The sequence below is a fragment of the Streptomyces sp. CB01373 genome, from assembly GCF_002803075.1.
Taxonomy (GTDB): domain Bacteria; phylum Actinomycetota; class Actinomycetes; order Streptomycetales; family Streptomycetaceae; genus Streptomyces.
On record NZ_NNBK01000024.1, the window covers coordinates 24,370 to 42,881 of the forward strand.

Sequence of the window (18,512 nt, forward strand, 5' to 3'; positions counted from 1 at the left end):
GTACCTGACCGGCTGCTACCTGACGACCGGCTTCGGCTGCTGCTGGGTGATGCAGTGGATGCCTCCGCCGCCGGCGAAGATGTCGCGGGCGTCGACCGGGGTCACGGTGCGGTCGGGGAAGAGCCGGCTGAAGATGCCGGCCGCCTGCTCGTCGCGCGGGTCGTCGAAGGCGCACAGGACGACGCCGCCGTTGCAGAGGTAGTGGTTGATGTAGGAGTAGTCGGCCCAGTGCCCGTCGGCCTCCAGGACGGTGGGGGCGGGGACTTCGACGACCTCCAGGGGGCGGCCCTCGGCGTCGGTGGCCGACTTCAGGAGGCCGATGACCTCCTTGGTCACCTCGTGGTCGGGGTGGGCCGGGTCCGGCTGGTGGTGGGCGACGACGACACCGGGGCGGGCGAAGGCGGCCACGATGTCGACGTGGCCGAGGGTGCCGTAGCCGTAGGGAGGGTAGTCGCCGGTCAGGCCGCGCGGCAGCCAGATCGCCTTGCGGGTGCCGAGGTGGGCGTGGATCTCCGCCTCGACCTGCTCCTTCGTCCAGTGCGGGTTGCGCTCGGGGCCGAGCTGCACGGTCTCGGTCAGCAGGACCGTGCCCTCGCCGTCGACGTGGATCCCGCCGCCCTCGTTGACGAGCGAGGAGGCGTACGTCTTCGCGCCCGCGAGGTCCGAGACATACGAGGCGATCTTCCCGTCGTGCTCCCAGCGGGCCCAGTCCTGGGCTCCCCAGCCGTTGAACGTCCAGTCGACGGCGGCGAGTTCGCCCGCGTCACTGGTCAGGAAGGTGGGGCCGATGTCGCGCATCCACGCGTCGTCCAGATCGCGTTCGACGGTGTCGATGCCGTCGCCCAGGAGGGTGCGGGCCTCGGCCGACTGGCCGGGGCCGCAGACCACCGTCACCGGTTCGAAGCGGCGTACGGCACGGGCCACCGACGCCCAGGCGGCACGGGAGGCGGCGACGTCGTCGGGGGTGTCGAAGGTCGGGTTGGGACCCGGCCACGCCATCCAGGTGCGCTCGTGCGGCGCCCACTCGGCGGGCATGCGGAAGCCGTCGGCGGCGGGGGTGTTCATCTCGGGAGTCCTCGCAGGGGTCACGGAGGTCACAGGAAGTACAGGCGGTTGAGGGAGACCGAGTCGGCGGGCTCCGAGCGGACCGGGTCGCCGTCCAGGGTGACCAGGCCGGTGCGCTGGTCGACGTCGACGGATCCGGTACGGGAGTTGAGGCGCAGGTCGGCGGGGCCGATACCGCGGGTGCCGCGCACGGCGACCCGGCGCCGCCGGGTGGGCATCGTGTCGTGGCCCTGGTCCACGGCGGCCTGGGCGACGAACGCGACCGAGATCTCGGCCGGGGTGGCGCCGTGCGCGCCGAACTGCGGTCCCAGCACCAGGGGTTCGCAGGTGTCCGTGGCCGCGTTCGGGTCGCCCACCACGCCGTACGCGGGGAAGCCCGACTTGAGGACCAGTTGCGGCTTGGCGCCGAAGAACTCGGGGCGCCACAGCACGATGTCGGCCAGCTTGCCGGTCTCGATCGAGCCGACCTCGTGGGAGAGGCCGTGCGCGATGGCGGGGTTGATCGTCAGCTTGGCGATGTAGCGCAGGACGCGCGCGTTGTCGTCGTCCGGGCCGTCCCCGTCGACCGGACCCAGCTCGGCCTTCATCTTCCCGGCCATGGCGAAGGTGCGGCGCACGGTCTCGCCGGCCCGGCCCATGCCCTGGGCGTCGGAGGAGGTGATGCCGATCGCGCCCAGGTCGTGCAGCACGTCCTCGGCGCCCATGGTCCCGGAGCGGATGCGGTCGCGGGCCATGGCGGCGTCGCCGGGCAGGTCGGTCTTGAGGTCGTGGACGGAGACGATCATGCCGTAGTGCTCGGCGACCGCGTCCCGGCCGAAGGGCAGGGTGGGGTTGGTGGAGGAGCCGATGACGTTCGGGACGCCGGCCATCTTCAGCACGTTGGGGACGTGTCCGCCGCCGCAGCCCTCGATGTGGAAGGCGTGGATCGTGCGGCCCTCCAGGACCCGCAGGGTGTCCTCGACCGACAGGCACTCGTTCAGCCCGTCGCTGTGCAGGGCGACTTGTACGTCGTGCTCCTCGGCGACCCGCAGTGCGGTGTCGAGGGCGCGGGTGTGGGCGCCCATGTCCTCGTGCACCTTGAAGCCCGAGGCGCCGCCCTCGGCCAGCGCCTCCACGAGCGGGGCGGAGTGCGATGACGAACCGCGGCCCAGGAAGCCGATGTTGACCGGCCAGGCGTCGAAGGCGCCGAACGCGTGCCGCAACGCCCAGGGCGAGTTGACGCCCACGCCCCACACCGGCCCGAACTCCTGGCCGATGATGGTGGTCACGCCGGAGGCGAGCGAGGCCTCCATGATGCGCGGCGACAGCAGGTGCACATGGGTGTCGACGGCGCCGGCGGTGGCGATCAGCCCCTCGCCGGACACGATCGTGGTGCCCGTGCCGACGACGACGTCGACGCCGTCGAGGGTGTCGGGGTTCCCGGCCCGCCCGATGGACTGGATCCGGCCCTCGCGGATGCCTATGGAGACCTTGCGGATGCCCTGCACGGCGTCGATGACGACGACGTTGCTGATCACCACGTCGCAGGTCTCGCGGACCGCCGCCGCCTTCAGGTGCAGTCCGTCCCGGGCGGTCTTGCCGAAGCCGGCGAGGAACTCGTCGCCGTATCGCTGCGCGTCGGACTCGACCCGGATCACGAGGCCGGAGTCGCCGAGGCGGACGCGGTCGCCGGCCCGGGGGCCGTGGGTGGCTGCGTACGCGTAAGGGTCGATGCTCATCGGCCGGCTCCCAGATATCCGCAGGCGGCGGCCCGGCGCAGGGCCTCTTCCTTGGCCCCCGGCGCGTCCAGGGGCCCGTCGACGAGGCCCGCGAAGCCGATCGCGATCCGCTCGCCGCCGACCGGCACGAGGCCGACCTCGACGCTCTCCCCCGGTCCGAACCGCACGGACGATCCCGCGGGCACCGAGAGCCGCATGCCGTAGGCCCGCTCGCGCGGGAAGTCGAGGCGCGGGTTGGCCTCGAAGAAGTGGAAGTGCGAGGTCACGGAGACCGGCACGGACGCGGTGTTGGTGACCGTGAGCCGTACGGCCGCCTCCGGCTCGGCGTGCTCCGGCCCCGGCAGCAGCGCGCCCGGAGCCATCTCACCCAGGCCGCCCCCGGCTATCGGGTCGGAGACCACCGCGAGCCGTGAGCCGTCGTCGAAGACCGCCTCGACATGCACCTCGGTGACCACGTCCGCGACGCCGGGCAGGACGTCGTCCGGGCCGAGCACCGTGCGGGCGCGCTCGATCGCCTCGGCGAGCCGGGCGCCGTCGCGGGCGGCCTCGCACACCGTGTCGGCGATCAGTGCGGTGGCCTCCGGAACGTTGAGCCTCAGGCCACGGGCCCTGCGGGCGCGGGCCAGTTCGGCGGCGCTGAACAGCAGCAGCCGGTCGCGTTCGGTGGGGGTCAGTCTCACGCCACGGCACCTCCTTGCTCGTCACGTTAGAGCAACACTCTAAGCGTGAGATTCACAGAAAGGAACCGTTGACGGGCAAGCCACTCAGCCCTCACATTGAACGTCGCTCTAACTTCCGGGCGGCCGTCGAAGGAGACCTGCCATGCCGATGGAACAGCGCGGAGTCGACACGGCGTGATCATCTTCGGCTGGCTGCCGCAGTCGTTCGGGCTCGGCTGGTGGGCGCCACCGACGCCCTCCAGGTCTTCAACCGGCGCTCCCACGGCGGCGTCTACTGGTACCGGTCCGGCTGGAACGTGCAGGCCACCGTCTCCTGGGCAGTGGGCGCCGGCGTCGGTCTGCTGGCCGTGTCCCTGCCGTCGTACGAGGGACCGCTGCTGTCCCTGACCGGCGGCGTGGACTGCAGCTTCCTGCTGTCGGGAGCCGTCGGCGGCCTGGTCTACCTGCTGCTCACCCCGCGGCCGCGGCCGTCGGCCCCCGTCGAGGCCGGGAAGGAAGCGGCGCGCGCCGACATCGGCATCTAGTGCTGTGACCGGAAAGGTTCACCGGCTCGCGACGCCCGGCACGGCACCTCGCCGCGTTGTCGCATCACCCGAGTACATCCAGTACACGGGCGATGCTCCGCCTTGCGATGCTCCCCCACTGCCCGAAGGGCGTGGGAGGTGCCCCCAGCACCGGACGCCGCGAGCTTTCCGGCAAACCTTCCCGGTCACAGCACTAGGGCCTCTCGTTTGGCTCAGGCCGGGCTCGCGGGCCCTGGCACCGCTTCCCCAAGCTCTTCGAGCAGGGGGCACCCCCAGCCGCGTTGTCGTCGGTTGGCAGGGCTCCGCCCTGCCGCCCTCCTCCGCCTTGCGATCCACGGCACCAGACCCCGCTCCCTGATCCGGCCTGATCCAAACGAAAGACCCTGGTGCTGTTCCGAGGTGATCGATCCACAGGCCATCAACTGCCGTTACCCGTCCGCCGGTTCGCGAAGCCGGCGGACGGGGAACGGGAGGTGGGCAGCGGGAGGCGGCCGGTGAGGCGCGGGCCCCGGCGGGCGGCTACGCCAGCGCGTGCATCCAGCCGTGCTTGTCCTCGGTGACGCCGCGCTGGACGTCCAGCAGGGCCTGGCGCAGCTTCATCGTGACCTCGCCGGGCTCGCCGCCCGACTGCTTCCACTCGGCGCCCGCGCGCTTGACGGTGCCGACCGGGGTGATGACGGCGGCCGTGCCGCAGGCGAAGACCTCCGTCAGCGTGCCGTTCTCGGAGTCGCGCTGCCACTGGTCGATGGAGACGCGGGCCTCCTCGGACTCGTAGCCGAGGTCACGGGCGACCGTCAGCAGCGAGTCACGGGTGACGCCCTCCAGGATCGAACCGCTCAGGGACGGGGTGACGATCTTGTTCCCGTACACGAAGTACAGGTTCATCCCGCCGAGTTCCTCGACCCACTTGTGCTCCACGGCGTCCAGGTAGCAGACCTGGTCGCAGCCCTTGGCGGCGGCCTCGGCCTGGGCGAGCAGGGAGGCCGCGTAGTTGCCGCCGGTCTTGGCGTCGCCCATGCCGCCGGGGACGGCGCGGACGCGGTCCTCGGAGGCCCAGATGGAGACGGGCTTCACGCCGCCCGGGAAGTACGCGCCGGCCGGGGAGGCGATCACGAGGAACAGGTACTCGTTGGCGGGCTTGACGCCCAGCCCGACCTCGGTGGCGATCATGAACGGGCGCAGGTAGAGGGACTCCTCGCCGCCGTGCGCCGGCACCCACGCCTTGTCCTGGCGGACCAGGGCGTCACAGGCCTCGATGAACGTCTCGACGGGCAGCTCGGGCATGGCCAGACGGCGGGAGGACGCCTGGAAGCGCTTGGCGTTCCTCTCCGGGCGGAAGGTGGCGACCGAGCCGTCGGGCCGGCGGTAGGCCTTCAGGCCCTCGAAGATCTCCTGCGCGTAGTGCAGCACATGCGTGGCGGGGTCCAGGGGGATCGGCGCGTACGGAACGAGCTGGCCGTCGTGCCAGCCCCGGCCCTCCGTCCACCTGATCGTCACCATGTGGTCGGTGAAGTGGCGGCCGAATCCGGGGTTGGCCAGGATGGCCTCCCGCTCCGCGTCGGAGAGCGGGCTGGCCGATGGCTTGAGCTCGATCGTGGGCGTCGTCATGAGTGAGTGTCCTTCACCGAGTGTGTTGTGACGGGCCGCGCTCACGCCCGTACGTCCGGAGGCCTGTGCTTGGACGTCCGAGCATTCCCTCATACCGCGGCTCCGCGTTCGATTATCGCGCGGAGCGGACGGCGGAAGAAAACGGGGTGAATGCGGCCCCGGGACTGATGGTGGCACCCGGCGGCGGACAGGGGGAAGCCGCCGGGCGCTGATGCGACCCGACGGCTTCGAAGTTTTCGAGTGGCGGCCGGGTCAGCCCGCTACTCGTACGCGGAGCGCGTCGCCGATCTCGGCGGTGCTCCGCGCGGGCAGCGCGCCCCGCTCCGCGAGGTCGGCGGAGACCGCGTCCTCGATACGGGTCGCCTCGGACTCGTAGCCGAGGTGGCGCAGCAGCAGGGCGACGGACAGGACCGTGGCGGTGGGGTCGGCCTTGCCCTGGCCCGCGATGTCCGGGGCCGAGCCGTGGACCGGCTCGAACATGGACGGGAACTCGCCGCTCGGGTTGATGTTGCCGGAGGCGGCGACGCCGATGCCGCCGGAGACGGCCGCGGCGAGGTCGGTGATGATGTCGCCGAAGAGGTTGTCGGTGACGATGACGTCGAACCGCTCGGGCTGGGTCACCAGGTAGATGGTGGCCGCGTCGACGTGGATGTACTCGGTGGTGACCTCGGGGTACTCCTCGGCCACCTTGTTGAAGATGTTCGTCCACAGGTGGCCCGCGAAGGTCAGCACGTTGTTCTTGTGGACGAGCGTGAGCTTCTTGCGCGGACGGGCCTGGGCGCGCGCGAAGGCGTCGCGGACCACGCGCTCGACACCGAAGGCCGTGTTGACGGAGACCTCGGTGGCGACCTCGTGCTCGGTGCCCTTGCGGATGGTGCCGCCGTTGCCCGTGTACGGGCCCTCGGTGCCCTCGCGGACGACGACGAAGTCGATCTGCGGGTCGCCCGCGAGCGGGGTGGCGACACCGGGCAGGAGCTTGCTCGGGCGCAGGTTGACGTGGTGGTCGAAGGCGAAGCGGAGCTTGAGCAGGAAGCCGCGCTCCAGGACGCCGGAGGGCACCGACGGGTCGCCGATGGCGCCGAGCAGGATGGCGTCGTGCCGCCCGAGCTGCTCCAGGTCGGCGTCGGTGAGGGTCTCCCCGGTGGCGTGGTAGCGCCGGGCGCCGAAGTCGTACTCCTTGGTCTCCAGCTTCACGTCCTGCGGTAGGGCGGCGGACAGGACCTTCAGGCCCTCGGCCACGACTTCCTGGCCGATTCCGTCACCGGGGATCACTGCGAGATCGATGCTGCGAGACATGCCGGCACCCTACTCCTCGTCCCATGGGATGACACGGAGCGTCCGCGATCCGGACACGTCGAGGACGGCTCCCGGGGGCTCAGTGGCCCGTCTCGCCACCGTTGTCACGACGGTCGAGGGCGCGCTGGAGGGCGGCTGCGGCGTTCTTGCGGTCGGACTCGCCGGCACGGGTGGTGTGACGGACACGGCGGCGGAGAGCGGTTGCGGCCATGGGGAATCAGCTCCTTCGGCACACGTGGGGTGCGGATGAGAAACGAGATACGCCGGAAGGGGGCGGGGAGCGGTGCCGCAGGGGTGTCCTGCGCGGGGCCCGGCTCACGACCGCCATTCGCTTGATCAGCGAGACGTTCGGCTCCTTCAAAGCTAAGCGAGGAACGGGCGCCTGTCTCCACCATTACTCGGACTTCCTACTATCTGAGACGGCGCGTCGGCGGACCCCCCGCCGACCTGCCCTTTCGTCCGAACAGGGGTTCACAGCGCCGCCGCCACCGCCCGGCGAAAGCCCTGGGGTTCCTCGACCCAGGGCATGTGCCCGGCGTCCGGGAAGACGACCCGGCGCACCCGGGGCAGGGCCCGCTCCAGGGAGTCGACCGCCGTGCGCGGGCGGATGTCCCTGCCGCCGTCGACGATCACGACCGGCAGGTCGAGGCGACGGCAGGCGGCGTCGAGCCCGGACGTGCCCCAGGTCCGCTTCCGCTCCGCGTTCAGTCCTTGGTTGCACTCGTAGTTGATGCCGAACCAGGGGTCGGCCATGCGCTCGGCGAGCACGAGTGCCCGCTTCTGGTCCGCGAAATCGGCCGACCACTGGAGCACGGCCCGCTCCCGGTCCTCCGTCTCCGTCTCCGGCGGCCGGTCCGTCAACTCCTGCCTACGGGCGAGGCGTTCGGGGTGCTCGCCGAGCCGGGCCAGGAAGTTCCGGCGGTACGCGGGATGCCAGTCCTCGTCCGGCCCGATCCCCGTTCCGGCCACGTACACCAGCGCGCTCACCCGTTCCGGATGCGCCAGCGCGTAGGTCAGGGCGAGCTGTGCGCCCCAGGAGTGACCGAGCAGGGCCATCCGGTCCAGACCGAAGTGCCGGCGCACGGCATCGAGGTCGGCGACGAAGCGCTCGCTCGTCCATGGCCCCGCGCAGCGCTGCGACCGTCCGCAGCCGCGCTGGTCCCAGCGGACGACCGGGGTCACGCCGGCCAGCAGCCCGGCCAGGTCCCCGAACATGTCCCACAGGCCGGGGCCGCCGTGGCACAGCACCAGCGGGGTGCCGTCCGGGCCAGAGCGTTCCGCCCACAGACGCACTCCGTCGTCCGTCTCCACCATGTCTTCCACCGCTCGTGTCATGGGGAGAGTCTGCCCCGGCGGACATGGAGACGGGCCGGGAAGCCTGCTCGGGGGCAGGCTTCCCGGCCCGTGCCAGGGAGGGCTGGTCAGCCCATGTGGGGGTAGCCGTAGTCGGTCGGCGCGACCAGGGTCTCCTTGATGGCGCGGGTCAGGGTCCAGCGCATCAGGTTCTGCGGGGCGCCCGCCTTGTCGTTGGTGCCGGAGGCACGGCCGCCGCCGAAGGGCTGCTGGCCGACCACGGCGCCGGTCGACTTGTCGTTGATGTAGAAGTTGCCGGCCGCGTAGCGCAGCTTCTCCATCGTGTACGCCGCGGCGGCACGGTCGCCCGCGATGACCGAGCCGGTCAGGGCGTAGTCCGACACCGACTCCATCTGGGTCAGCATCTCGTCGTAGGCGTCGGCCGAGCTGTCGTCGTACACGTGCACCGCGAGGATCGGGCCGAAGTACTCGGTCGTGAAGACCTCGTTCTCCGGGTCGGTGCACTCGATGACGGTCGGGCGGACGAAGTAGCCGACCGAGTCGTCGTAGGTGCCGCCCGCGACGATCGTGCAGGACGGGTCCTGCCGCGCGCGGTCGATCGCGGCCTTGTTCTTCGCGAAGGAGCGGTCGTCGATGACGGCGCCGATGAAGTGCGACAGGTCGGTGACGTCACCCATGGTCAGGGAGTCGACCTCGGCGGCGAACTCCTCCTTGAAGCCGGAGTTCCAGATCGACGCCGGGATGTACGCCCGGGAGGACGCCGAGCACTTCTGGCCCTGGTACTCGAAGGAACCGCGGGTCAGCGCCGTCTTCAGCACCGCACGGTCCGCGCTCGGGTGCGCGACCACGAAGTCCTTGCCGCCGGTCTCGCCGACCAGGCGCGGGTAGGCGCGGTACTTCTCGATGTTGTTGCCGACCGTCTTCCACAGGTACTGGAAGGTCTTGGTCGAACCGGTGAAGTGGATACCGGCCAGGTCGCGGTGGTTCAGGGCCACCTCGGAGACCTCGATGCCGTCACCGGTGAGGAGGTTGATGACGCCCTTGGGCATGCCCGCCTCCTCCAGCAGCTTCATGAGCAGCACGGCGGCGTGCGTCTGGGTCGGGGACGGCTTCCAGATCACCACGTTGCCCATGAGGGCCGGCGCGGTGGGCAGGTTGGCCGCGATCGCCGAGAAGTTGAACGGCGTGATCGCGTAGACGAAGCCCTCCAGCGGACGGTGGTCCATGCGGTTCCACACGCCCGGGGAGTTGGCCGGGGGCTGCTCGGCGAGGATCTGACGGGCATAGTGGACGTTGAAGCGCCAGAAGTCCACCAGCTCGCAGGGGCTGTCGATCTCGGCCTGCTGCGCGGTCTTGGACTGGCCGAGCATCGTGGAGGCGGCGATCGTCTCGCGCCACGGGCCGGACAGCAGCTCGGCGGCGCGCAGGATGATCGCGGCGCGGTCGTCGAAGGACATCGCGCGCCAGGCCGGGGCCGCGGCGAGAGCGGCGTCGATCGCGTCCTGGGCGTCCGCCTTGGTGGCGTTGCGGTAGGTGCCGATGACGGCCTTGTGGTTGTGCGGCTGGACGACCTCGAAGGACTCGCCGCCACCCGGGCGCCTGACGCCGTCGATGGTGCAGGGCAGGTCGATCGGGTTCTCGGCCAGCTCCTTGAGCTTGGCCTCCAGGCGGGCACGCTCGGGCGAGCCGGGGGCGTAGCCGTGCACCGGCTCGTTGACGGGGGTGGGGACCTGGGTCACAGCGTCCATCAGTTCCGAACTCCTTGACTTGAGCGGTGTTGCGAGCGGGGTGCGGCGGCTCAGCCCTTGCTGACCATGCTCCGGAGGAAGAAGCGCAGGTTGGCCGGCTTCTCCGCGAGGCGGCGCATGAAGTAGCCGTACCAGTCGGTGCCGAAGGCGGTGTAGACGCGCATGCGGTGGCCCTCGGCGGCCAGACGCAGGTGCTCGTCGCTGCGGATGCCGTACAGCATCTGGAACTCGTACTCGTCGAGCTTGCGGCCGGCGGTGCGGGCCAGTTCCTGCCCGATCGAGATCAGGCGCGGGTCGTGGGAGCCGATCATCGGGTACCCGTCACCCTGCATCAGAACGCGCAGGACGCGCACGTACGCCTTGTCGATCTCGTGCTTGTTCTGGTACGCGACCTCGGCGGGCTCCTTGTAGGCGCCCTTCACCAGGCGGACCCGGCTGCCGTTCGCGGCGAGGCGGCGGGCGTCGGCCTCGGTGCGGAAGAGGTAGGCCTGGATGACGCAGCCGGTCTGCGGGAAGTCCTTGCGCAGTTCCTCGTGGATGGCGAACATCGAGTCGAGGGTGGTGTGGTCCTCGGCGTCCAGGGTGACCGTCGTGCCGATGGCGGCGGCGGCCTCGACGACCGGGCGGACGTTCTTCAGCGCCAGCTCGTGGCCGTGCTCAAGGGCCTGGCCGAACATGGACAGCTTCACGGACATCTCGACCTTCGGACCGAGCTCCAGGTCCTTGATCCGGTCGATCAGTTCCAGGTACGCGTCCCGTGCGGCGGCGGCCTGCTCGGGGGTGGTGATGTCCTCGCCGACCACGTCCATGGTCAGTTCCAGGCCCCGGCCGGTGAGGTCCTCGATGATCGGGACGATGTCGCCCACGGTCTCGCCCGGGATGAAGCGGTCGACGACCTGCTTCGTCCCCGGGGCCGCCGAGATCAGGCGTCGCATCCGGTCGCTGCGCGACGCGGCGAGAATCACGGGACCCAGCACGGGGCACCTCCACACGAACAAGCAAGAAGGCCGCGACCCCACGGTTCGGGGGCGGCACGGAGAACCACCGTGAAAGTAAAGGTTTCCTCAGATCGTCGGCCATCGACAGCTGTCACGCATCCGCGCCCGTGATCTCAGACAGATGTATGAAGGCTCCGCGGAAATGCGGGAGAATGCCCGAGTGACATCCAGTGACAGGCGTGACTACCAGGAGCTGGTCGACGAGATCTCGGAGCTGCTCGGCGCGCCGGCCACCCTGGAGAACCGGAACTTCGAACTGATCGCCTTCGGCGCCTACGACAGCGAGGGCGATCTGGATCCGTCCGCCCTGGACCCGGTGCGCACGCGCTCGATCCTCACCCGCCGCTCCACGTCGGCCGTCCGCCACTGGTTCGAGGGCTTCGGCATCACCCGGGCGACCGGTCCGGTGCGGATCCCGCGGACCCCGGAGGCGGGCGTGTACCGGGGGCGGATCTGCCTCCCGGTCCGCCATCGGGGTGTCGTCCTCGGCTATGTCTGGCTCCTGGACTACGACCCCGGGCCCACCGAGCAGCAACTGGCCGCGGCCATGCTGGTGACCGGGCGGATCGGCGCGCTGCTGGCCGACGAGGCCCAGCACGGCGCGGACCTCACCCGGGAGCTGCGGGCGGTGCTGACCGCCGAACCGGGCTGGCCGCGGGACATGGCGGTGGCGGAGCTGCGGACGGCCCTGGGCGTCCGCGCGGACGGACCACACACGGTGGTGTGCGTGGCCCCCTGGCCGTCGGCGGACCCGGACAACGCCCCCTCGGTGCGCACCCTGCCCGGCGCCAGGGCCCTGTGCGCGATCCCCTGGGGTGGGGGCACCTCCCACGCCCTCAAGGCAGTGGGGGACACCCAGCAGAGCCTGGTGCTGCTGGTCGGCCTGCGCTCCACGGACACCCTGACACCGGCGGTGTCGGCGGCGACCCGCCTGCTGGAGCGGGCGGCGGCGCCGGGACCGCCGGGCGGTGCCGGACGCACCACCGCGGGAAGCGCGCGCGGTGGCGCCGGGGCCGGGGCCGGACAGGCGGCACGCCCCGAAGGCGGCGCGGGCGGCACCGGCGCCGGGAGCGGAGGGGCCGCCCAGGACGCGGCGACCGGACGGGACGGCGGCCCGGGCCGGAGCACCGGGGGAGGTTCGCACGGCGGGGTGGCCGCCGGGATCGCCGCGGCGCGGACGGGACTCGCCGGGCTGGGGACCGCGTGGGCGGAGGCCTCGGCGGCCGCGCGGGCCGCGCTGGCGGAGCCGCGGCTGGGCCCGGTCGCGCAGTGGGCGGCCATCGGGCCGTACCGGCTGCTCACCTCGCTGCCGCCGGAGGCCGCGCACGACCCCGCCCTGCACGCACTGCTCTCCCCCGCCCACCGGGAGCTGGCCCGCACCGCGGAGGTCTACCTCGACTGCGCGGGCCAGGCCGGGCGCACCGCCGCCGAGCTGGGCATCCACCGCCAGACCCTGTACTACCGGCTGTCCCGCGTGGAGCAGCTCACGGGCCTCGACCTGGACGACGGCGAGGACCGGCTGCTGCTGCACATGGCACTGAAGGCGGCGCGGCTCTAGGGCCGCGACAGGCAACGTTTGCCCCGTCGCGGCACTAGGACGGCCTCCGTTCGGCCTGCCGGACGCCTGTGATCACCCGGCGCAGTCCCTCGGTGAGCTGGTCCGCGTCGGTCGCGGAGTCGGAGTCGAAGAGCCACTGCACCATCAGGCCCTGCAACAGGGTCTGATAGAGGCGGCCTTCGCTGTCGACGGTCTCCTTGCTCTGGTCGGCCTCGGGGATGCCGTTGAACAGCGGCAGCAGCCCGGAACGACCCTGTTCTTCCGCCTCCACCAGCATCTTGCGCACCTCGGGGAGCCGGTCACCCTGGAGGACGATCTCGAAGCCCAGCAGCCAGATCCCCCGTGACTCGGGCATCGAGCGGATGATGTTCGCCCACACCTCGCGGAAGCGCTCGAGCGAGCCGGGAGGCGCCTGGGTGGTCCCGCCCGCGCCCCACCCGGGTTCGAACCGGTCGCCCATCCCTTCGATGAGGGAGACGTACGCCTGCACCAGCAGCGCGTCCTTCGAGCCGTAGTGGTAGCCGATCGACGCGAGATTGGTCCCCGACTCCTTCACGATGTCGCGCGCGGTCGTGCGCACGAACCCCTTCTGCAGCAGGCAGCGCTTGGCGCCCTCCAGCAGGTCCTCACGGTGTCCCATGCCGGCCACCCTACCCGCGATCCATACAACCGTCCTAGACGACCGACTTACACAAGCGTTCTAGACAAGCGTTTAAGACGCCCGTACATTGCTGGGCATGACGAACACGACGAGCACCACCACGACCCCGCCGTCCGCGGACCGGCCACGCGCCGGGCGACGGGAATGGACCGCTCTCGGCGTGCTGATGCTGCCGTTGCTGCTGGTCTCGATGGACGTCTCGGTCCTGTACTTCGCCATCCCGGCGATCAGCGCCGACCTGGAGCCCAGCGGCACCCAGCAGCTGTGGATCTTCGACATCTACGCCTTCGTCCTGGCCGGCCTGCTGATGACGATGGGCTCGCTCGGCGACCGCATCGGCCGCCGCAGGCTGCTGCTGATCGGCGCCGCCGCGTTCGGAGCCGCCTCACTGGTGGCGGCGTACGCGGACAGCGCCGGGACCCTGATCGCCGCCCGCGCGGTTCTCGGCATCGGCGGGGCGACCCTGATGCCGTCCACGATGGCGCTGGTCCGGACGATGTTCACCGACCCCACCCAGCGCGCGAAGGCGATCGGCGTCTGGTCGGGCGTGATGACCGCGGGGATCGCGCTCGGCTCCGTGCTGAGCGGCGTGCTGGTCCAGTTCTTCTTCTGGTGGGGCTCGGTGTTCCTGGTCAACCTGCCCGCGATGGTGCTGCTGCTGGTGCTCGGCCCGCTCCTGCTGCCCGAGTCGAAGAACCCCGCACCGGGCCGCTTCGACCTGCTGAGCGTGCCCCTGTCCATGGCGGCGGTGCTGCCCGTGATCTACGGCCTGAAGAAGATCCCGTCCGAGGGCGTCCACCCGCTGTACGTCGTCTCCGTCGCCGTCGGCCTGCTCTTCGCCGCCCTCTTCGTGCACCGCCAGCACACGGCGGCCTCGCCGATGATCTCGCCGGCCCTGTTCCGCGGCCGGGGCTTCGCGCCCGCGGTGGTCCTCAACCTCGTGTCGTCCTTCGCGATGATGGGCTCGGCGTTCTTCACCACGCAGTACCTCCAGTCGGTGCTCGGCAAGAGCGCGATGGAGGCGGCCCTGTGGGCGCTGCTGCCGTCCGTGCCGATCGGGATGGCCGCACCGGCGGCCGCCGCGCTGGTCCAGAAGGGCGTCAACCGGGCCTACGTCGTGACGGCGGGCTTCGCGATCGCCGCCGCGGGCTACGGCATGCTGGCCCTGGCCGGCCCGGACTCGCTCTGGCTGGTGCTGGCCGCGGCCGGGGTCCTCGCCTCCGGCATCGTGGCGGTGCTGTCCCAGATGACCGACCTGGCGCTGAGCGCGGCCCCGGTGGAGAAGGCGGGCGCGGCCTCCTCGCTGCTGGAGACGGGCGCGGAGTTCGGCGGCGCCCTGGGCATGGCGGTCCTCGGCTCGATCGGCACGGCGATCTACCGCCATGGAGTCCCGTCCTCCGCCCCGGCCGCGGCGCACGAGACCCTGGGTGGCGCGCTGGCCGTCGCCCGCCACCTGCCGGGGCGCGCGGGAGACGCCCTGGCCACCGCCGCCCGGGAGGCCTTCACCAGCGGAATGCACGGCGCGGCGCTCACCGGCGCGGTGGTGCTGCTCCTCGCGGCGACCGGAGCGGCGACGACACTGCGCCGCATCCACGTCAGGGAGACGGCGGCACCGGGCACGGAGACGGAGCCGGCGAAGGCCTCGGCCTGAGAACAACAAAAACGCCGGGCGGGCTCAAGCGGCCCGTCTGGGCGTCCCCCCTGCTCGAAGAGCTTGGGGGAGTTCGAGGACGATCCCGTTCAGGGCGAACGGGGCCCGGGGGCAGCGCCCCCGGGAACGGGGACCTCAGACCAGGTTCACCGAACGGGCAGACGTCGCCCCGATCTCCTCGGCAACCTCCGCCAGCACCCCGGCGGGCACGGTGTCGTCGACCGTCAGCACCGCCAGCGCCTCCCCGCCGGCCACCGCACGGGCGACCTGCATACCGGCGATGTTGATGCCTGCCTCGCCGATGACGCGGCCGACCGTGCCGACGACACCGGGGCGGTCCTCGTAGCGCAGGACGACCATGTGGTCGGCGAGCGCCAGGTCGACGTCGTACTCACCGACGGCGACGATCTTCTGGAGGTGCTTGGGGCCGGCCAGCGTGCCGGAGACGGAGATCTCCTCGCCGTCCCCGAGGGTGCCGCGCACGGTGACGACGTTGCGGTGGTCGCTCGACTCCGAGCTGGTGGTCAGGCGCACCTCCACGCCGCGCTCCTGGGCGAACAGCGGCGCGTTGACGTAGGACACGGTCTCGTCGACGACGTCCTCGAAGACGCCCTTGAGCGCGGAGAGCTCCAGCACCTTCACGTCGTGCTGGGTGATCTCGCCGTACACCTCGACGTCGAGGCGGACCGCGACCTCGCCGGCCAGCGCGGTGAAGATGCGGCCGAGGCGCTCGGCGAGCGGCAGGCCCGGCTTGACGTCCTGGGCGATCACGCCGCCCTGGACATTGACCGCGTCCGGCACGAGCTCACCGGCGAGGGCGAGGCGGACAGAGTTGGCGACGGCGATGCCGGCCTTCTCCTGGGCCTCGTCGGTGGAGGCGCCCAGGTGCGGGGTGCACACGACCTGGTCGAACTCGAACAGCGGCGAGTCCGTGCACGGCTCCTTGGCGTACACGTCCAGACCGGCGCCCGCCACCCGGCCCTCCTTGAGGGCTGTGTACAGCGCCTCCTCGTCGACGATCCCGCCGCGCGCGGCGTTGACGATGCGCACGCTCGGCTTGACCTTGTGCAGCGCCTCCTCGCCGATCAGGCCGAGGGTCTCGGGCGTCTTGGGCAGGTGCACGGTGATGAAGTCGGAGACCTCGAGGAGCTCGTCCAGCGTCAGCACCTTGACGCCCATCTGCGCGGCCCGCGCGGGCTGCACGTACGGGTCGTAGGCGACGACCTTCATGCCGAAGGCGGACATGCGCTGGGCGACCAGGGCGCCGATGCGGCCGAGGCCGACGACACCGAGGGTCTTCTCGGCGAGCTCCACACCGGTGTACTTGCTGCGCTTCCACTCGCTGTTCTTCAGCGCGGCGTTGGCCTGCGGGATGTTGCGGGCGGTGGCCAGGAGCAGGCCGCAGGCCAGCTCGGCGGCGGTCACGATGTTGGAGGTCGGGGCGTTGACGACCATCACGCCGGCCTTGGTGGCGGCGGAGACGTCGACGTTGTCCAGGCCGACGCCGGCTCGTGCGACGACCTTGAGCTTGTTCGCAGCGGCGACGGCCTCGGCGTCGACCTTGGTCGCCGAGCGGATCAGGATCGCGTCCACGTCGGCGATGGCGGGGAGCAATTCGGCCCGGTCGGCGCCGTTGCAGTGCCGGATCTCGAAGTCCGGGCCGAGCGCGTCGACGGTCGCGGGCGACAGCTCTTCAGCAATGAGTACGACGGGTTTCGAGCTCACGTGAGTCCTCACAGATCTGGGGGCACCTCCCATGCCTTGAAAAGCTAGGGGGGAGCATGCGGACGGCCGTGTCCCGACGGCCGCAGGCGGAGGAGGGGGCTAGCCGCGTGAAAGACGCACGACGCTGTGGGCCTGACGCGTTGTAGTTCCGAAGTGTAATGGCGCCGCCTGCATCGTATTGCGCCACTGCGGAAGGATCACCCGTCCGTGGCTGGACGGGCAGGACAACGCCGCGAACCGGCCACGGAGCGGTGGCGGGTCCGGGTTCGCCGAAGGGGCCGGAGCAGCAGTGCTCCGGCCCCTTCGGCGTGAGGCTCACGCCTCCTCGTCCACCCAGCTCATGAGCTTGCGCAGCTGCTTGCCGGTGGTCTCCAGGAGGTGCTCGGAGTCCTGCTTCTTGTACTCGTTGTACTTCTTCAGACCGCCGTGGTACTCGTCCATCCAGGTGCGCGCGAAGGTGCCGTCCTGGATCTCGGCGAGGACCTTCTTCATCTCGGCCTTGGTGGCGTCGGTGATGATGCGCGGTCCGGTGACGTAGTCGCCCCACTCGGCGGTCTCGGAGATCGACCAGCGCATCTTCTCCAGGCCGCCCTCGTACATGAGGTCGACGATCAGCTTCAGCTCGTGGAGGCACTCGAAGTAGGCGATCTCCGGCTGGTAGCCCGCCTCGACCAGGGTCTCGAAGCCGGCCTTCACCAGCGCCGCGGTGCCACCGCACAGCACGGCCTGCTCACCGAACAGGTCGGTCTCGGTCTCCTCGGTGAAGGTCGTCTTGATGACACCGGCGCGGGTGCCGCCGATGCCCTTGGCGTACGACAGGGCCAGCGCGAAGGCGTTGCCTGAGGCGTCCTGCTCGACGGCGACGATGCAGGGAACGCCGCGGCCCTCCTCGTACTGACGGCGCACCAGGTGGCCCGGGCCCTTGGGGGCGACCATGCAGACGTCCACGCCGGCCGGGGGCTTGATGAAGCCGAAGCGGATGTTGAGGCCGTGGCCGAAGAACAGCGCGTCGCCGTCCTTCAGGTGCGGGGCGATGGACTCCTCGTAGACCTGGGCCTGGATCGGGTCCGGCACCAGGATCATGATGACGTCGGCCTCCGCGGCGGCCTCCGCCGGGGTGACCACGCGCAGGCCCTGCTCCTCGGCCTTGGCCTTGGAGCCGGAGCCCTCGTGCAGACCGACCCGGACGTCGACACCGGAGTCGCGCAGCGACAGGGCGTGGGCGTGGCCCTGGCTGCCGTAGCCGATGACCGCGACCTTGCGGCCCTGGATGATGGACAGGTCGGCGTCAGCGTCGTAGAACAGCTCGGCCACTTTGGGTTCTCTCCTTGTGTGCAGTTTGTGCTTCCCACCGTATGCCGGTGGGGGGACGGGAGGACGGGGAGTCTCGGTATCCGGGCGGCCGGTGTCACCCGACCGCCCGGACCCGGATCACGCGGAGCGGTCCAGGGCGCGCAGCGACCGGTCGGTGATCGAGCGGGCGCCGCGTCCGATCGCGATCGTTCCGGACTGGACCAGTTCCTTGATGCCGAACGGCTCCAGCATCCTGAGCATGGCCGACAGCTTGTCGCTGGAACCGGTGGCCTCGATGGTCACGGCCTCCGGGGAGACGTCGACCGTCTTGGCGCGGAACAGCTGGACGATCTCGACGATCTGGGAGCGCGTCTCGTTGTCGGCGCGCACCTTCACCAGGACGAGTTCGCGCTGCACGGCCTGCGACGGCTCAAGTTCGACGATCTTCAGCACGTTGACCAGCTTGTTGAGCTGCTTGGTCACCTGCTCCAGCGGGAAGTCCTCGACGCTGACCACGATGGTGATGCGGGAGATGTCGGCGTGCTCGGTGACGCCGACCGCCAGGGAGTCGATGTTGAAGCCGCGGCGGGAGAACAGGGCGGCGATCCTGGCGAGGATGCCGGGCGTGTTCTCGACGAGGACCGAGAGGGTGTGCTTGGACATGGTTCTCACT

Annotated in this window: 15 protein-coding genes and 1 pseudogene; 3 read left to right on the forward strand and 13 right to left on the reverse strand. The window is 70.9% G+C overall.

Features of this window, described 5'->3' with window-relative positions:
* Positions 1-15: 15 nt before the first annotated feature.
* Genes CG719_RS31435 through ureA form a run of 3 tightly spaced genes read right to left on the reverse strand, consistent with a single transcriptional unit; the run spans position 16 to position 3,463 of the window.
* A complete protein-coding gene (locus CG719_RS31435; RefSeq protein ID WP_100572108.1) occupies positions 16-1,065 on the reverse strand; it encodes an agmatine deiminase family protein in 1,050 nt (349 codons plus the stop codon).
* Between the two features lie 29 nt (positions 1,066-1,094).
* Positions 1,095-2,783: an urease subunit alpha gene (locus tag CG719_RS31440; RefSeq protein ID WP_100572109.1), complete on the reverse strand. Its 1,689-nt coding sequence runs from the start codon at positions 2,781-2,783 to the stop codon at positions 1,095-1,097.
* Positions 2,780-3,463, reverse strand: coding sequence for an urease subunit gamma (gene ureA, locus CG719_RS31445; protein WP_100572110.1), 684 nt, complete (start codon positions 3,461-3,463; stop codon positions 2,780-2,782). The genes CG719_RS31440 and ureA overlap by 4 nt, the downstream gene beginning before the upstream one ends.
* Before the next feature lie 203 nt (positions 3,464-3,666).
* Between ureA and CG719_RS31450 the strand changes: the two are divergent.
* Positions 3,667-3,987 (forward strand): annotated as a pseudogene (locus CG719_RS31450) (cytosine permease); the annotation flags it as partial.
* A gap of 519 nt (positions 3,988-4,506) precedes the next feature.
* Here CG719_RS31450 and CG719_RS31460 read toward each other — a convergent pair.
* The 6 genes from CG719_RS31460 to CG719_RS31485 all read right to left on the reverse strand — a co-directional run bounded on the left by CG719_RS31460 (position 4,507) and on the right by CG719_RS31485 (position 10,930).
* Positions 4,507-5,595: a branched-chain amino acid aminotransferase gene (locus CG719_RS31460; RefSeq protein ID WP_100572112.1), complete on the reverse strand. Its 1,089-nt coding sequence runs from the start codon at positions 5,593-5,595 to the stop codon at positions 4,507-4,509.
* A 252-nt stretch (positions 5,596-5,847) separates the two neighbouring features.
* Entirely contained in the window at positions 5,848-6,891 is a 1,044-nt protein-coding gene (locus CG719_RS31465; protein ID WP_100572113.1) for a 3-isopropylmalate dehydrogenase, read from the reverse strand.
* 79 nt (positions 6,892-6,970) lie between these two features.
* Positions 6,971-7,102 carry a hypothetical protein gene (locus tag CG719_RS37250; RefSeq protein WP_100572114.1) on the reverse strand — a complete coding sequence of 44 codons (132 nt, stop codon included), beginning with the start codon at positions 7,100-7,102 and terminating at the stop codon, positions 6,971-6,973.
* Positions 7,103-7,362: 260 nt separating this feature from the next.
* Complete coding sequence (locus CG719_RS31475) at positions 7,363-8,226, reverse strand: alpha/beta fold hydrolase (RefSeq protein WP_100572115.1); 864 nt, start codon at positions 8,224-8,226, stop codon at positions 7,363-7,365.
* Between the two features lie 86 nt (positions 8,227-8,312).
* Positions 8,313-9,953, reverse strand: coding sequence for an L-glutamate gamma-semialdehyde dehydrogenase (pruA, locus tag CG719_RS31480; RefSeq protein ID WP_100572116.1), 1,641 nt, complete (start codon positions 9,951-9,953; stop codon positions 8,313-8,315).
* A gap of 50 nt (positions 9,954-10,003) precedes the next feature.
* Positions 10,004-10,930 (reverse strand): proline dehydrogenase family protein, encoded by a 927-nt coding sequence (locus CG719_RS31485; RefSeq protein WP_100572117.1) that lies wholly within the window; start codon positions 10,928-10,930, stop codon positions 10,004-10,006.
* Positions 10,931-11,093: 163 nt separating this feature from the next.
* Between CG719_RS31485 and CG719_RS31490 the strand changes: the two genes are divergently transcribed.
* Complete coding sequence (locus CG719_RS31490) at positions 11,094-12,509, forward strand: PucR family transcriptional regulator (RefSeq protein WP_100572118.1); 1,416 nt, start codon at positions 11,094-11,096, stop codon at positions 12,507-12,509.
* 34 nt (positions 12,510-12,543) lie between these two features.
* Here the strand turns inward: CG719_RS31490 and CG719_RS31495 are convergent, their stop codons facing one another.
* Positions 12,544-13,149 carry a TetR/AcrR family transcriptional regulator gene (locus tag CG719_RS31495; protein WP_100572186.1) on the reverse strand — a complete coding sequence of 202 codons (606 nt, stop codon included), beginning with the start codon at positions 13,147-13,149 and terminating at the stop codon, positions 12,544-12,546.
* A 97-nt stretch (positions 13,150-13,246) separates the two neighbouring features.
* Between CG719_RS31495 and CG719_RS31500 the strand changes: the two genes are divergently transcribed.
* Positions 13,247-14,821, forward strand: a complete 1,575-nt coding sequence (locus tag CG719_RS31500) for an MFS transporter (RefSeq protein WP_100572119.1) — start codon at positions 13,247-13,249, stop codon at positions 14,819-14,821.
* A 135-nt stretch (positions 14,822-14,956) separates the two neighbouring features.
* Here the strand turns inward: CG719_RS31500 and serA are convergent, their stop codons facing one another.
* The 3 genes from serA to ilvN form a co-directional block, all read right to left on the reverse strand.
* Positions 14,957-16,546 (reverse strand): phosphoglycerate dehydrogenase, encoded by a 1,590-nt coding sequence (gene serA / locus CG719_RS31505; RefSeq protein WP_100572120.1) that lies wholly within the window; start codon positions 16,544-16,546, stop codon positions 14,957-14,959.
* Between the two features lie 315 nt (positions 16,547-16,861).
* Complete coding sequence (gene ilvC, locus CG719_RS31510) at positions 16,862-17,860, reverse strand: ketol-acid reductoisomerase (RefSeq protein ID WP_100572121.1); 999 nt, start codon at positions 17,858-17,860, stop codon at positions 16,862-16,864.
* Positions 17,861-17,977: 117 nt separating this feature from the next.
* Complete coding sequence (ilvN, locus tag CG719_RS31515; RefSeq protein WP_100572122.1) at positions 17,978-18,502, reverse strand: acetolactate synthase small subunit; 525 nt, start codon at positions 18,500-18,502, stop codon at positions 17,978-17,980.
* Positions 18,503-18,512: the final 10 nt, after the last annotated feature.